Source organism: Leifsonia sp. ZF2019 (assembly GCF_019924635.1).
Classification (GTDB): domain Bacteria; phylum Actinomycetota; class Actinomycetes; order Actinomycetales; family Microbacteriaceae; genus Leifsonia.
Genome location: NZ_CP065037.1, coordinates 220,063 through 233,760 on the forward strand (window position 1 = coordinate 220,063; position 13,698 = coordinate 233,760).

14 protein-coding genes are annotated in these 13,698 nt (G+C 72.3%); 9 read left to right on the plus strand and 5 right to left on the minus strand.

Annotated elements, in window-relative coordinates; genetic code table 11:
• The 7 genes from IT072_RS01125 to IT072_RS01155 are packed head-to-tail and all read left to right on the plus strand — an operon-like array spanning position 1 to position 8,106.
• A complete protein-coding gene (locus tag IT072_RS01125) occupies positions 1-978 on the plus strand; it encodes a carbohydrate ABC transporter permease (protein WP_223358966.1) in 978 nt (325 codons plus the stop codon).
• Positions 975-1,802, plus strand: coding sequence for a carbohydrate ABC transporter permease (locus IT072_RS01130; protein ID WP_223358967.1), 828 nt, complete (start codon positions 975-977; stop codon positions 1,800-1,802). The genes IT072_RS01125 and IT072_RS01130 overlap by 4 nt, the downstream gene beginning before the upstream one ends.
• Before the next feature lie 10 nt (positions 1,803-1,812).
• Complete coding sequence (locus tag IT072_RS01135; protein ID WP_223358968.1) at positions 1,813-3,327, plus strand: glycoside hydrolase family 3 protein; 1,515 nt, start codon at positions 1,813-1,815, stop codon at positions 3,325-3,327.
• A complete protein-coding gene (locus IT072_RS01140) occupies positions 3,324-4,544 on the plus strand; it encodes an anhydro-N-acetylmuramic acid kinase (protein ID WP_223358969.1) in 1,221 nt (406 codons plus the stop codon). Before IT072_RS01135 ends, IT072_RS01140 begins: the two co-directional genes overlap by 4 nt.
• A 26-nt stretch (positions 4,545-4,570) precedes the next feature.
• Positions 4,571-5,521 carry an N-acetylmuramic acid 6-phosphate etherase gene (gene murQ / locus IT072_RS01145; RefSeq protein WP_223358970.1) on the plus strand — a complete coding sequence of 317 codons (951 nt, stop codon included), beginning with the start codon at positions 4,571-4,573 and terminating at the stop codon, positions 5,519-5,521.
• A 3-nt stretch (positions 5,522-5,524) separates the two neighbouring features.
• A complete protein-coding gene (locus tag IT072_RS01150) occupies positions 5,525-6,421 on the plus strand; it encodes a MurR/RpiR family transcriptional regulator (protein WP_223358971.1) in 897 nt (298 codons plus the stop codon).
• Entirely contained in the window at positions 6,418-8,106 is a 1,689-nt protein-coding gene (locus IT072_RS01155) for a beta-N-acetylhexosaminidase (protein ID WP_223358972.1), read from the plus strand. Before IT072_RS01150 ends, IT072_RS01155 begins: the two co-directional genes overlap by 4 nt.
• A gap of 78 nt (positions 8,107-8,184) precedes the next feature.
• Here IT072_RS01155 and IT072_RS01160 read toward each other — a convergent pair whose 3' ends face one another.
• Positions 8,185-9,045, minus strand: coding sequence for an aldo/keto reductase (locus tag IT072_RS01160; protein ID WP_223358973.1), 861 nt, complete (start codon positions 9,043-9,045; stop codon positions 8,185-8,187).
• A gap of 40 nt (positions 9,046-9,085) precedes the next feature.
• Entirely contained in the window at positions 9,086-10,057 is a 972-nt protein-coding gene (locus IT072_RS01165; RefSeq protein WP_223358974.1) for an aldo/keto reductase, read from the minus strand.
• Positions 10,058-10,156: 99 nt separating this feature from the next.
• On the opposite strand from IT072_RS01165, the gene IT072_RS01170 reads away from it, so the two are divergent.
• A complete protein-coding gene (locus IT072_RS01170; protein WP_223358975.1) occupies positions 10,157-10,783 on the plus strand; it encodes an MBL fold metallo-hydrolase in 627 nt (208 codons plus the stop codon).
• Positions 10,784-10,848: 65 nt separating this feature from the next.
• Here the strand turns inward: IT072_RS01170 and IT072_RS01175 are convergent, their stop codons facing one another.
• Positions 10,849-11,748, minus strand: a complete 900-nt coding sequence (locus IT072_RS01175; protein WP_223358976.1) for an SDR family oxidoreductase — start codon at positions 11,746-11,748, stop codon at positions 10,849-10,851.
• Between the two features lie 82 nt (positions 11,749-11,830).
• Here IT072_RS01175 and IT072_RS01180 point away from each other — a divergent pair, with 82 nt between their 5' ends.
• Positions 11,831-12,403, plus strand: coding sequence for a TetR family transcriptional regulator (locus IT072_RS01180; protein ID WP_223358977.1), 573 nt, complete (start codon positions 11,831-11,833; stop codon positions 12,401-12,403).
• Positions 12,404-12,454: 51 nt separating this feature from the next.
• Here IT072_RS01180 and IT072_RS01185 read toward each other — a convergent pair whose 3' ends face one another.
• Entirely contained in the window at positions 12,455-12,703 is a 249-nt protein-coding gene (locus IT072_RS01185) for a glutaredoxin family protein (RefSeq protein ID WP_223358978.1), read from the minus strand.
• 9 nt (positions 12,704-12,712) lie between these two features.
• Positions 12,713-13,390 carry a nucleoside/nucleotide kinase family protein gene (locus IT072_RS01190; RefSeq protein ID WP_223358979.1) on the minus strand — a complete coding sequence of 226 codons (678 nt, stop codon included), beginning with the start codon at positions 13,388-13,390 and terminating at the stop codon, positions 12,713-12,715.
• Positions 13,391-13,698: the final 308 nt, after the last annotated feature.

Sequence of the window (13,698 nt, forward strand, 5' to 3'; positions counted from 1 at the left end):
ATGGCCATCGACGTTCACCCCGAGACGCCGGCCGTGCGCACCGCGCGCGGCCGGCGCCCCGGCGCCTCCGCCCCGAAGCGCAAGCGCTCGTTCATCGCCGTGAGCCGGCCGTGGCTGCTGCTGGCGCCCGCTCTCGTCGTGCTCGCAGGCCTGCTCCTCTGGCCGCTGGTGCGTGTCGTGATCTTCTCCCTGCAGGACTACGGCCTGCGCGAGATCGTCAGCGGCAAGACGAACTTCATCGGCTTCGACAACTACGCCGAGATCTTCGGCAATTCCACGCTGTGGACGGTGGCGCTTCCGAACACGGTCGTCTTCGCCATCCTGTCGGTCGCCGGCACCGTCGCCCTCGGCACGCTCGTCGCGCTGCTGATGGCGAACCTCGGGCCCACGTGGCGCACCGTCGTCGGCAGCGCGATCATGGTCGCCTGGGCGATGCCCGCGGTGACGGGCACCTATGTCTGGATCTGGATCTTCGACGCCGACAACGGCATCGTCAACCAGGTGCTCAAGAACCTCGGCCTGATGCACGAGTCGTTCAACTGGTTCACCAATCCGATCAGCTTCTACGCGATCGTGCTGCTGAACGTGATCCATCACGGCTTCCCGTTCGTCGCGATCACCGTGCTCGCGGGCCTCCTGGGCGTCTCGAAGGAGATGCTGGAGGCGGCCGCGATGGACGGCGCCGGCGCGGTCCGCCGCTTCTTCTCGATCATCGTCCCGTCGCTCAAGCAGGTCTTCGCGGTCGTGATCATCCTGTCCACCATCTGGGACTTCAAGGTCTTCGCGCAGGTGTACCTGATGCCCGGCGGCTCCGGCTCCAACCGGCAGGTGCTCAATCTGGGCGTCTGGTCGTACGTGGAGTCATTCGGTCAGAACCGCTACGGCTTCGGCTCCGCCATCGCGGTGCTGCTGACCATCGTCCTCCTGGTGATCACCGTGATCTACGTCCGCACCATGCTCAAGGAGGAGAAGCTGTGAAGCGCACCGTCCGCGGCAACATCGGCAAGGCCGTCGCCGTCACCGTCCTCCTGATCTTCACGCTCTTCCCGGTCTACTGGATGATCTCCAGCGCGTTCGACAAGCGCGCCTCGAGCGGCGGGCAGTCGCTCGTGCCGCAGGAGTTCACGCTCGACAACTTCACCTACGTCCTGACGCAGGCGGGCTTCGGCGTCTTCCTGCGCAACTCGCTGATCGTGGCCGTCGCGGTGGTCGTCATCTCGGCGGTGCTCGCGCTGCTGGCCTCGGTCGCTGTGGCCCGGTTCAACTTCCGGTTCCGCACCGCGATGCTGTTCATGATCCTCACGGTGCAGATGGTGCCGCTCGAGGCGCTCGTGATCCCGCTCTTCGTGCAGGTGCGCGACCTCGGCCTCCTGAACCAGCTGCTCGGCCTCATCGTCGTGTACGTCGCGCTCTCCCTGCCGTTCGGCATCTGGATGCTGCGCGGGTTCGTCGCGGCCGTACCGGTCGAGCTGGAGGAGGCCGCGTACCTCGACGGCGCCAGCTGGTGGCGGATGTTCCGCTCGGTGCTGTTCCCGCTGGTGATGCCGGGCCTGGTCGCGACCAGTGTCTTCGCCTTCATCACCGCTTGGAACGAGTTCATCTTCGCCATGACCCTGCTCGGCGGCGCCACCGAGAACTACACCGTGGCGATCGGTCTCAAGCAGTTCTTCGGCGAGCACACCAACGAGTGGGGCTACGTGATGGCGGCGTCGACGCTCATCACCATCCCTGTCATGGTGTTCTTCGTGCTGGTGCAGCGCCGCCTCTCGAGCGGCCTGGTCGCCGGCGCGGTCAAGGGCTAGGAGGCACGGGATGAGCGCGAGCACCGATCCCGCCGTCCGCTCGCTCGTCGCGGGCGTGCTGTGGCCGGGATTCCTCGGCATCACTGCACCGGACTGGCTGTTGCAGGCGTTGGACGAGGGCCTGGCCGGAGCCGTGTACTTCGGCCAGAACATCGATGCGACGGACCCGGCGCAGCTCCCCGCCCTCTCGGCCCGGCTCCGTGAGGCGCGCCCGGGCGTGCTCCTCGGCGTGGACGAGGAGGGCGGTACGGTCACGCGGCTGGAGGCGGCGGGCGGCTCCACGCTCCCGAGCGCGTCCCAGCTGGGTCGCGTCGACGACACCGCGACCACCCGGGCGGCGGGAGTCGAGCTCGCGCGCCGCGTCCGCGCCTCCGGTGCCGACGTCGTGCTCGCGCCGGTCGCCGACGTCAACACGAACCCGCGCAACCCCGTCATCGGGACACGCTCCTTCGGGTCGACCGCGCCGCTCGTGGGGCGGCACGTCGCCGCGATGGTCTCGGGGCTGCAGGCGGGCGGGGTCGCCGCCTGCGTCAAGCACTTCCCCGGCCACGGGGACACGGCCGTCGACTCGCACCTCGGGCTCCCGCATGTGAGTCTGTCCGGCAGCGAGGTGGAGGCCGAGCACCTGCCGCCGTTCCAGGCCGCGATCGACGCGGGCGTGGCCGCCGTGATGACGTCGCACGTGGTCGTCGACGCGTTCGGCGACCTCCCCGCCACCCTGGACCCTCGCGTCCTCGGGATGCTGCGGGAGCGCGGCTTCACCGGCGCCATCATCACCGACGCCCTCGACATGGCCGCCATCCGCGCCGAGTTCGGTGCCGGCCCGGGGGCGGTCCGCGCGATCCTCGCGGGCGCCGACCTGCTCTGCATCGGCAACCCCTCCGACCTCGGACCCAAGCACGGCGCCAGCAGCGACCTGGACGACTACGCGGAGGTGCGCGATGCGCTCTTCGCCGCCGTCGACGACGGGACCCTCCCGGTCGCCGCGCTCGAGCGGGCCGCCCGTTCGGTGGCGGACCTGTCCGACTGGACGGCGGCGGCTGCGCGCGCCGGAGGCGCCTCCACAGGCGAGCTCGGTGAGTTCGACCCGGCCCGGGTCGTGCGCGAGGCGCTCGTCGTGCGCGGCGACGTCGTCGTGCCAGCGCGCGATCGCGTGGTGCTCGACCTGCGGGATCGTGCGAGCGCCGCGGTGGCCTCGACCGCGGAACCGTTCAGCGCCGCGCTCGTCGCCGCGCGGGTGGTCGTCGGTCCGCTCGGTGGCCGTGACGTGGTCGGCGTGCTCGGAGACGCGCTCGTGCACATCCCGGAGGAGTCCGCTGTCGTCGCGCTGGTCGACGCGGTCCAGCCGGGCTCGCCGCAGCGCCGTGCGCTCGGGCTGCTCGCCGCGGCCCGCCCCGCTTCTGTGATCGTGAACACCGGCCTCCCCGCGGCGGACGAGCTCCCGCTGCCGGGCCTCGACACCTTCGGCTCCAGCCGGGTGACGGCCGACGTCGTCGCCGAGACACTCGCGGGGGTGACCGCGTGAGGATCCTCTCGCTGCAGTCCGGTACGAGCGTCGACGGCATCGACGTGGCTGTGGTGGACATCGACGAGGTCGACGCGACCGACCGCCCGGCCGTGCGCCTGACATCGGTGCTCGCGCGCACCGTCCCCTGGTCGGGCCGGACGCGCGAACTCCTGCTCTCCGCCGTCGAGGGGCACGTGCTGACCCCGGCCGATTTCGTCCGGATGGACACTCTCGCCGGCCAGGAGTTCGCGGATGCCGCAGCCGGCGCCGCCGACGAGACGGGCGGAGTGGAGTTGGCGGTCTCCCACGGTCAGACGCTGCATCACTGGGTCGACGGCGGCCACGCCCGCGGCACGCTGCAAGTCGGTCAGCCCGCCTGGATCGCCGAACGGCTGGGGGTCCCCGTGCTCTCGGACGTCCGCTCCGCCGACATCGCGGCGGGTGGCGAAGGCGCCCCGCTGATGGGGCTCTTCGACCGTGCCTGGCTCGCGGGGGAGGCAGCGCGTGAGGGCCGACCGGTCGCGACGGTGAACCTGGGCGGAATCGCCAACGTACAGATCGTCGAGCCGGACGGCGGCCTGATCGCCTTCGACAGCGGCCCCGCGAACGCCCTGATCGACGCGGCAGTCGCACGTGCCACCGGAGGCCTCCAGGGTCAGGACACGGACGGCCTGCTCGCGGCGAGCGGCCGGGTCGAGGAGGCGCTCCTCGCCGAGCTGCTCGCGCATCCCTACTTCACCGCGCCCGTCCCGAAGAGCACCGGACGCGAGACGTTCGACCTCTCCGTCGTCGACGCGGCGGCGGAACGAGCGGGCGTGCAGCCCGACCTCGCCGACCTGGTCGCCACGCTCACCGCGCTGACGGCGCGCACGGTCGCCGACGCGGTGCGCTCCTCCTCCTCGCGCGTCCCGTCCCGGGCGATCGTCTCCGGCGGCGGGACCCGCAACCCCGCCCTCATGCGCGCGCTCTCCGCCGTGCTCGGCCTCCACGGCGTCGACGTCCGTCCGAGCGATGCGCTCGGCATCGACGCGGACCACAAGGAGTCGCTGCTCTTCGCGTTCATCGGCTACCTGAGCTGGCACGGCATCCCCGCCGAGCTGCCCGGGACCCCACGCGGCCGAGCGCGAGTGCTCGGGCGGCTGAGCCTCACCCCCGACGCCGTCCCCGGCCGCCGCCTGCGCGGCGTCGCCGGGCTGACACTGGCCGCCGAATCCGCCGAGGCGGTGTCCCGGTGACCGACACCACACGAAAGGACCAACCCGTGGCTGAGCCGCATCCCCTCTCCGACCTGCGCGAGACGCTCGGGACGCTCGCGACCGAGGCGGTGAGCGAGTCCACCCGCGATCTCGACATCATGTCGATCGAGGAGCTGGTGGCGGCGATGAACGAGGCCAACGCGGAGGTGCCTGTCGCGGTCGCGCGCGAGAGCGCCAGCATCGTCGCGGCCGTCGAAGGCGTCTCGGAGCGCATGAAGCGCGGCGGTCGGCTGATCTACGCGGGCGCCGGCACTGCCGGGCGGATGGGCGTGCTCGACGCGAGCGAGATCCCGCCGACGTTCGGCGCCGCTCCCGAGCTCGTGGTCGGTCTGATGGCGGGCGGCCCGGAAGCGCTGCACACAGCGGTCGAGAACGCGGAGGACGACGACGAGGCCGGTCGCGCCGCCGTGCGCGCTGTCACCATCGGCCCGCTCGATGCGGTGGTCGGCATCTCAGCGTCGGGCCGCACGCCGTTCGTGCTCGGGGCGATCGACCAGGCGCGCCGGGCGGGTGCCTTCACCGTCGGGCTCTCCTGCAACCCGGATTCGCCCCTCGGGCGCGACGCCGAGGTCGGCATCGAGGTCGTCGTCGGCCCCGAGATCCTGACCGGCTCGACCCGGCTCAAAGCCGGGACGGCTCAGAAGCTCGTGCTCAACATGATCAGCACCATCTCGATGGTGCGGCTCGGCAAGGTCTACGGCAACCTGATGGTCGACCTCCGGGCCACCAACGCCAAGCTGCGCGCCCGGTCCGAGCGGACCGTTATGCTGGCGACGGGCACCGGCCCGCAGCAGGCTGCGGAGGCGCTCAACGCGACCGGTGGGTGGATTAAGGCGGCGATCCTCATGAGCGAGACGACCCTCGACGCGGACGCCGCTGTGCGGCTCCTCGCCGAACACGGCGGACGGCTGCGCGACGCTCTCGCGGCGGTCGATGCACGGGAATCGGTGCGGTAGAGCATGATGGCCGACGTCCTCTCCGCGGTGCGCCAGGCGGTGCCGCGGCTGAGCGCCACCGAGAGGCGCATCGCGCAGGTGGTGATGGAGCATCCCGAGCGGGTCGTCGATCTGACCATCTCCGAGCTCGCCGCCGTCTGCGACGCGTCCCAGGCCACCATCGCGCGCTTCTGCCAGAGCATCGGCTTCAGCGGCTATCGGGAGTTCCGCCTCGCCGTGGCCGCCGCCACCAGCCGCGAGCAGGCGACACGCGAGCGGTTCGACCTGACCGAGAGCGAGGTGGACCCGGCCGACAGCGTGCAGGAGGTCGTCGCCAAGATCGCCTACCAGGATGCGCTCGCCATCGAGCAGACCGCCCGCGAGCTCGACCTCGACGCGCTCGACCGCGTGGTCTCCGCCATCGTCGCCGCCGGCCGCATCGACCTCTACGGGGCCGGTGCCAGCAGCCTCACCGCGCAGGACCTGCAGCAGAAGCTCTCCCGCATCGGGCTGACCGCCTTCTGCTCGGTCGACTCCCATCTGGCTCTCGCATCGGCCGCACTGCAGAAGCCCGGCAACGTCGCCATCGGCGTCTCCCACTCCGGCGAGACGCTCGAGACCACTCACGCGCTCTCCGTCGCACACGCGGCCGGAGCGACGACGGTCGCCATCACGAGCTTCCCCGACTCCAGCATCCGCGGCGTCAGCGATCACGTGCTCACCACGCAGGCGCGCGAGAGCCTCTACCGCAGCGGCGCGATGTCGAGCCGCATCGCGCAGCTCGCGCTCGTCGACTTCCTCTTCGTGCGCGTGGCGCAGCAGATGTACGACCGGATGACGGAGTCCCTGCGGCTCACCTACGAGGCGGTGCGCAGCCAGCGGCCGGTGCGGATCGAGCGCGCGGAGCGTCCCGAGCGATGACCGCCGCGCGCACTCCGGTCGCCGACCGTCTGCTCCCGCGACCTCTGCGGGCGGAGGACCGGCCCGGCGAGTTCGTGCTCGACGAGCGGACGGTGGTCGTCGCCGACGTGGCCGGCGCACCGATCGCCTCCTGGCTGCGGGCGCAGCTGGCGGCCGCGACCGGTCTGCCCGTCGCCGGCGCGCCGGAGGCCGTGGATCCCGTGACGACGGACGGCGGGGGCGTCCGTGCGATCGCCCTCGCCGTCGATGCAGCGCTCGCCGCAGAGGAGTACCGGCTCGCGGTGGAGCCCACCGGAGTACGCATCCAGGGCGGCTCGGCCGCTGCGGTGTCCCACGGCGCGCAGTCGTTCCTGCAGCTCCTCCCGCCTGCCGTCTACCGGCGCGGCGTCGTGCCGGGGACCCGCTGGGCAGCTCCCGCCTGCATCGTCGAGGACAGCCCCGCGTTCGCCTGGCGCGGGCTGATGCTCGACGTCGCCCGCCACTTCTTGCCCAAACACGACGTGCTGCGCTTCGTCGACCTGCTGGCGATGCACCGGATGAGCGTGCTGCACCTCCACCTCACCGACGATCAGGGCTGGCGGATGGAGATCCGACGCTACCCGCGTCTCACCGAGATCGGCGCGTGGCGACGGGAGTCCCAGGTCGGCTTCGGCCCGGACGCCCCGGCCGACGGCCGCCCGCACGGCGGCTGCTACACCCAGGACGACCTCCGCGAGATCGTCGCCTACGCGGCCGCGCGGGGCATCACGGTGATCCCGGAGATCGAGTCGCCCGGCCATGTGCAGGCCGCGATCGCCGCGTATCCGGAGCTCGGTGTCGCGGGCGGGGACGAGCCGCGCGAGGTGTGGACGCGCTACGGAATCAGCCGCAACGTGCTCAACCTCGAGGAGTCGACGGTCGCGTTCTTCCGGAACGTGCTCGACGAGGTCGTCGACGTGTTCCCCTCCGAATACATCGGCATCGGCGGTGACGAGTGCCGCAAGGACCAGTGGCGCGCCGATCCGCGGACCCAGGAGCGGCTGCGCGAGATCGGAGCGGCGACCGAGGAGGAGGGCCAGAGCTGGTTCGTCCGCCGGATCGACGAGCACCTCACGTCCCGCGGCCGCCGGTCATACGGCTGGGACGAGATCCTGGAAGGCGGCCTCGCCCCGGGTGCGACCGTCGCCAGTTGGCGCGGGGAGACCGGGGCCGTGGCCGCCGCGCGCCAGGGCCACGACGTGGTGTTGTGCCCCGACCGTGTCCTGTACTTCAACTACCGGCAGTCCGATTCGCCGGAGGAGCCCATCCCGTTGGTCACGGTGACGACGGTCCGTGACGTCTTCGAGCTGGACCCGGTGCCGGCTGAGCTCACGGACGACCAGCGTGCGCGCGTGCTGGGCGCCCAGGCCAACGTGTGGACCGAGTACATCGACCAGCCGCGCGGGCTCGACTACTTCGCCTTCCCCCGCCTCGCCGCGCTGGCCGAGGCCCTGTGGAGCGCCGACCGGTCGGGCGAGCGGTCGTGGGAGGAGTTCGCGCCACGCCTCGACGCGCACCTGGCGCGCCTCGACGCGGCCGGCGTCGAGTACCGCCGTGCCGACGGCCCGCTGCCGTGGCAGCAGCGCCCCGGCATCCCCGGCGCGCCGCGCGACCGTGCGGACCGCGAGGCCGAGCTCGCCGACCTCACCGCGACCATCGTCTCCTGACCCGCGCGCCCGCGCCGCCCCGCCGCCGAGCACACGGAGAGTCCGCGCACTCGGCGGGCGGGAGCGGCGGGCGGCTCGTCAGGCGGCGTTCAGGCGCGCGAGCTCGTCGGGGGCGAGGATCACATCGACGGCGGTCACGGAGTCGCGGATCGTCTCGGGACGCGAGGAGCCCGGGATCGGGATGACGTGCGGCCCCTGCGCCAGGTGCCACGCGAGTGCCACGACCTGCGGGCTGATCCCGCGGGCCGCCGCGACGTCCTTGAACGGCTCGAAGCGGCTCCCGAGCTCGGCCGCGTTCGTGATGCCGCCGAGCGGGCTCCACGGCAGGAAGGCGATGCCGAGCTCCCCGGTCAGCTCCAGCTCGGGGGCGCTCGATCGGAACGCGGGCGAGAACTGATTCTGCACCGAGGCGAGCCGGCCGCCCAGGATGTCCTGAGCCAGCCGGATCTGCTCGGGGTTCGCGTTCGAGATCCCCGCGAGGCGGATCACCCCCTCGTCCAGCAGGTCGCGCACGGCGCCGACCGAGTCGGCGTAGGGCACCTCCGGGTCGGGCCGGTGGAACTGGTACAGCCCGATCGCGTCGCCGCCGAGTCGGGCGAGGGAGGCCTTGGCGGCCTCCTTGATGTACTCCGGGCGCCCGTTCAGTGTCCAGCTCCCGTCGCCCGGGCGCAAGTGGCCGCCCTTGGTCGCGACGAGGACGGTGGAAGCGTCGCCGCTCCACGTGCGCAGCGCTTCCGCGATGAGCTCCTCGTTGTGTCCGACCTCATCGGCGTGCAGGTGGTAGGCGTCGGCGGTGTCGATGAAGGTGACCCCGGCGTCGAGCGCGGCGTGCACGGTGCGGAGCGAGCGCTCGCGGTCCGGGCGGCCCTCGATCGACATCGGCATGCCGCCCAGCCCGATCGCGCTCACCTCGACGTCGGCGATCCTGCGTGTCTTCACTCTGTTCCTTTCGGTGTCGTTGCGGTCGAGCGCCCGGCGCTCACCAGGCGTAGTCTTCGGGGGCCGTCTTGTGGCCCGGGAAGATCTCGTCGAGACGGGCCAGCGCGGTCTCGTCCAGTTCGACGTGGAGGGCGCGGAGCCCGGCGTTCAGCTGGTCCAGGGTGCGCGGTCCGATGATCGGGCCGGTGACGCCCGGCCGGCTGAGCAGCCAGGCGAGGGCGATGTCGCCGGGCTCGTGACCGAGCTCGGCGGCGAACGCCTCGTAGGCCTCGATCGCGTCGCGGTGCTCCTCGAGCGTCTCGGCGGCGCGACCCTCCAAGCGGCGCTTGCCCTCGTTCTGCTTGCGTACCACACCGCCGAGGAGACCGCCCTGCAGCGGCGACCAGGCGATGACGCCGATGCCGTTGGCCTGCGCGGCCGGCAGCACCTCCAGCTCCACCTGCCGAGTGAGGAGGTTGTAGATGGACTGCTCGCTGACGAGGCCGAGGAGGTTGCGCTTGCGGGCCTCCGCCTGCGCGGTCGCCAGGTGCCAGCCGGCGAAGTTGCTCGACCCCGCGTAGAGGATCTTGCCCTGGGCGATCGCGGTCTCGATGGCCTGCCAGATCTCGTCCCAGGGGGTGTCCCGGTCGACATGGTGGAACTGGTAGATGTCGATGTGGTCGGTCTGCAGACGCTGCAGGCTGGCGTCGAGGGCACGGCGGATGTTGAGGGCCGAGAGGCGGCCTTCGTTGGGCCAGTCGCCCATCTCGCCGTACAGTTTCGTCGCGAGCACGGTCTTCTCGCGGCGGCCGCCGCCGAGGGCGAACCAGTCGCCGATGATCGACTCGGTCGCGCCCTTGCCGACATGCTGGCCGTAGACGTTCGCGGTGTCGAAGTAGTTGATGCCGGCCTCGTGGGCAGCATCCATGATGGTGTGCGAATCCTCCGGCGACGTCTGCGGGCCGAAGTTCATCGTGCCGAGGACGAGGCGGGATACTTTCAGGCCGGACCGGCCGAGCTGGGTGTACTCCATGCCGTCAGCATCCGCCCACCCCGGCCGGAAGTCCAACAGGAGGAGTGGATGGGATTATGCGAGCGCGTCGATGAATGCGAACGAGGCTACGATCCCAGCATGCGCGAAGTGATCCCGTCCCTGTATCGCGTCGAGTCGGCGCGCGCCGGCAACGCCTACCTCATCGAGGCGGGCGACCGGTCCGTGCTGGTCGACTCGGGGCTTCCGTCGGGAGCGCGGAGGGTGGTCGCGGAGCTGGCGGCCGCGCGCATCCCACGCCTCACGGACATCGTCCTGACCCACTACGACCCCGACCACGTCGGGGCTGCGGCTGCGGTGCAGCGCGAGACCGGGGCGCGGGTGTGGCTCGGCGAGGCGGACGTGCGCATCCTGCGCGGCGAGGCCGAGCCGCCGACCCGCGTGCGCCGCTGGATGCGGAACGCGGGATGGCTGGGCCGCCCGGCCATCCCGGCGCTCGTCGAGCTGCCGGACGCCGTGGAGACCGAGGTCGTGCCGGGACTCGTCGCGGTGCCGGCTCCCGGGCACACGCCCGGACACCATGCGTTCCTCTGGCGTGGGGTCGCGTTCATCGGCGACGCGGCCCGTGTCTCGCACGGCCGGCTCGTGCACTTCCCCGGCTTCCTGATCAGCGACCGGACGGCCGCCGACGCGACGCTGGGGGCGCTCGCCGCGCGTCGCCCGCGCCTCGTCTGCCCCGGGCACGGCGCGCCCGCCCGGCTCGCCTGAGCCGCGAGGCGGCCGATTCTCGGCCGCCTCGGCGTCCAGGGCCCCAGTTCGGGCCGCCTCGCCGGTCAGGCTCCGGGGTAGGCGCCGGCGGCGATGTCCTCGAGGAGGGTGGGACCGGTCGGCTCCCAGTCGTAGCGGGCGCGGGTGAGGGCACTGGAGGCGGGGATGTCCGCGGCGAAGAAGCCGCCGATCCAGCCGAAGTGGGCGGCCGCATCCTCGGGGGCTATGGAGGCGGTGGGGACGCCGAGCGCCGAGCCGAACGCCTCTGCGATCTCGCTCGCGGGGATGCCCTCCTCGCCCACGGCATGCACGATCGCGCCGCCCTCCGGTGCGGCCTCGAGGGCGCGCGCGATGAGGCGGCCGGCGTCGGAGTGGTGCACCGCCGGCCAGCGGTTGGAACCGTCGCCGACATAGCCGGCCACGCCCTTCTCGCGTGCGATACCCGCCAGCACGGCCGAGAAGCCGTGGTCGCCGACGCCGTGGACGGTCGGCGCGAAGCGGAGCGAGACCGGGCGGACGCCGCGCTCGGCCGACGCGAGCGCGAAGCCCTCGGCGCCGCCGCGCGGGGAGGCGGGGTCGGAGGAGCGGGGGCCGTCCTCCTCGGTCGCGACGCGGCCGGGAGCCAGCATCGCGATCCCGGATGCGAACAGGAACGGCCTGTCGGTCCCGGCCAGCTCGTCGAGCATGGTCTCGACCGCGGCGCGCTCCGTGCGCCCGGCCCCTTCATAGTCGGAGAAGTCGTGCTTGAAGGCAAGGTGGAGCACGGCGTCGGCCTCCGCCGCTCCCGCGCGGAGGCTGGCCAGGTCGTCCAGGCTGCCGGTGCGCACATGGGCGCCGGCAGCCTGGAGGGCGGCGGCCGAGGCGTCCGATCGGGCGAGCCCGACGACCTCGTGTCCGGCGGCGAGCAGCTCGGGGACGGCGGCCGAGCCGATCCAGCCCGAGGCTCCGGTGACGAAAACGCGCATGGGAGGTTCCCTTCCAGTCATGTCAGTGGCTGACATCGACGGTAGCACCGATGTCAGCCGCTGTCATCACTAGACTGTGCTCATGGGACGCTGGGAGCCGGACGCGCAGGGCCGCATGCGTCTGGCCGCGCTCGAGCTCTATCTCGATCCGGGGTTCGAGCAGACCACCGTCTCCGACATCGCGGCACGCGCGGGCGTGACGGAGCGCACCTTCTTCCGCTACTTCACCGATAAACGCGAGGTGCTCTTCGACGCGACCGGGCAGATGGAGCACGACGTGCTCGCCGTGCTCGCCGGCCTCCCCGCGGAGATCCCCGCGCTGGAGGCGGCGGAGGAGGCGCTCGCCGAGGGCACGACGATGCTGGAGGAGCGTCGGCCGTATGCGCGGCAGCGGGCGGCGGCGATCGCGGCCAACGCCAGCCTCCAGGAGCGGGAGCTGCTCAAGCTCGCCCAGCTCGGCGAGGCGGTCACGGCCGCGCTGCGCGCGCGCGGCACCGCGCATCAGGAGGCTGCGGTCGCCGCCGAAGCGGCCGTCGCGGCCTTCAAGGTCGCCTTCGCCGCGTGGGTCGCCGACGACGCGCCCGGCTCACTGGCCGAGCGCGTGCGTCAGGTGATGGGAGAGCTGCGTGCGCTCTCCGTCGTCGTCGCAGAATGACGACGGCGCGCGCCCGCCGAGGCGCGCACGCGTACAGCTGCCAGCCGGCGCCTACTGCGCCAGCGCGGCCTCGAGCTCGGGGTCCGTCGGCTCGACGAAGTGACGGCCGTCGGGGAACACGACGACGGGGATGTTGGTCCGCCCGCTGATCGCCTGCGCCCGCTCGGCCTCCTCGGGCCGCGCGACGAGGTCGATGTACTCGTAGTCGGCGCCCAGTCGGTCGAGCAGCGCCTTCGAGCGGATGCAGTCGCGGCACCAGTCCGCGCCGAACATGGTCAGCTTGTCGAACGATTCGGTCATCACGCCAGCCTAGGCGGCCACGCCTGGGAGCCGACCGTCCACGACCAGCGTCGCCCTCTCGCGCGTCGCCTCGATGAGGGCGGCGTTGACGCCGTCGACCTCCCGCGCCCACGCGAGGGCGGACTCCGGGGTGCGGCCGTGACGGGTGTGCCGATCCACGAGTCGGGCCTCGCGTTCAGCTTCCGGCGTCGCGACGAACCAGCTCTCCGCCAGGAGTGGAGGGATGCGCGACCACGGGTCCGCATCCACCAGCAGGTAGTTGCCCTCGACCACCACCAGCCGCGTCCCGGGCAGCACGCGGATCGACCCCGCGACCGGCTCGTCCACCCGCCGGTCGAACGCCGGAGCGTAGACCGGGTCGAGCCGGTCGGTCGCCAGGCGCTGCACGAGCGCCGCGAACCCCCAGGCGTCGAAGGTGTCGATCGCCCCTTTCCGGTCGCGCCGACCGAGCTGGTCGAGGGTGCCGTTGGCCAGATGGAAGCCGTCCATCGGCACGTGCTGGGCGGTCCCCGGCGTCCCGCTCAGCGCGTCGACGCGCTCCGCGACCGCGCGCGCCAGCGACGTCTTGCCCGACCCGGGGCTGCCCGCGACGCCCAGCACGGCCCGCGAACCGGCCGGTGCGAGTGCGGAAGCGCGCCGGGCGAGGGCGTCGAGGTCCAGATCGGCGGGTGGGATGTCGAGAGGCACGTCCCCATCATCGCGGTTCGCCGGACCTCCCACAGCACTACGGAACTCCTGCAGGCGTTCATGCCCGATCCCGGCCCTCCCGCCGCGCGGCGCTACGGAGGATCACGACGTCCGTCACGGGACTCCTCAGAAAACCCCGGCACCTGCCCGCACGCCTGCGATTGGCTGGACCCCGGCCGGCACACGCGTCGGCCGGGGAGATGGGCGAGCGCCGCGACGCCGATGCGCGAATCGGCGGAGCTGAACCGGGGGGATCATCCGGAGGTGGATGATCGCGGCTGCGGCGCTCCCCGTCGAACCCGGCCTAC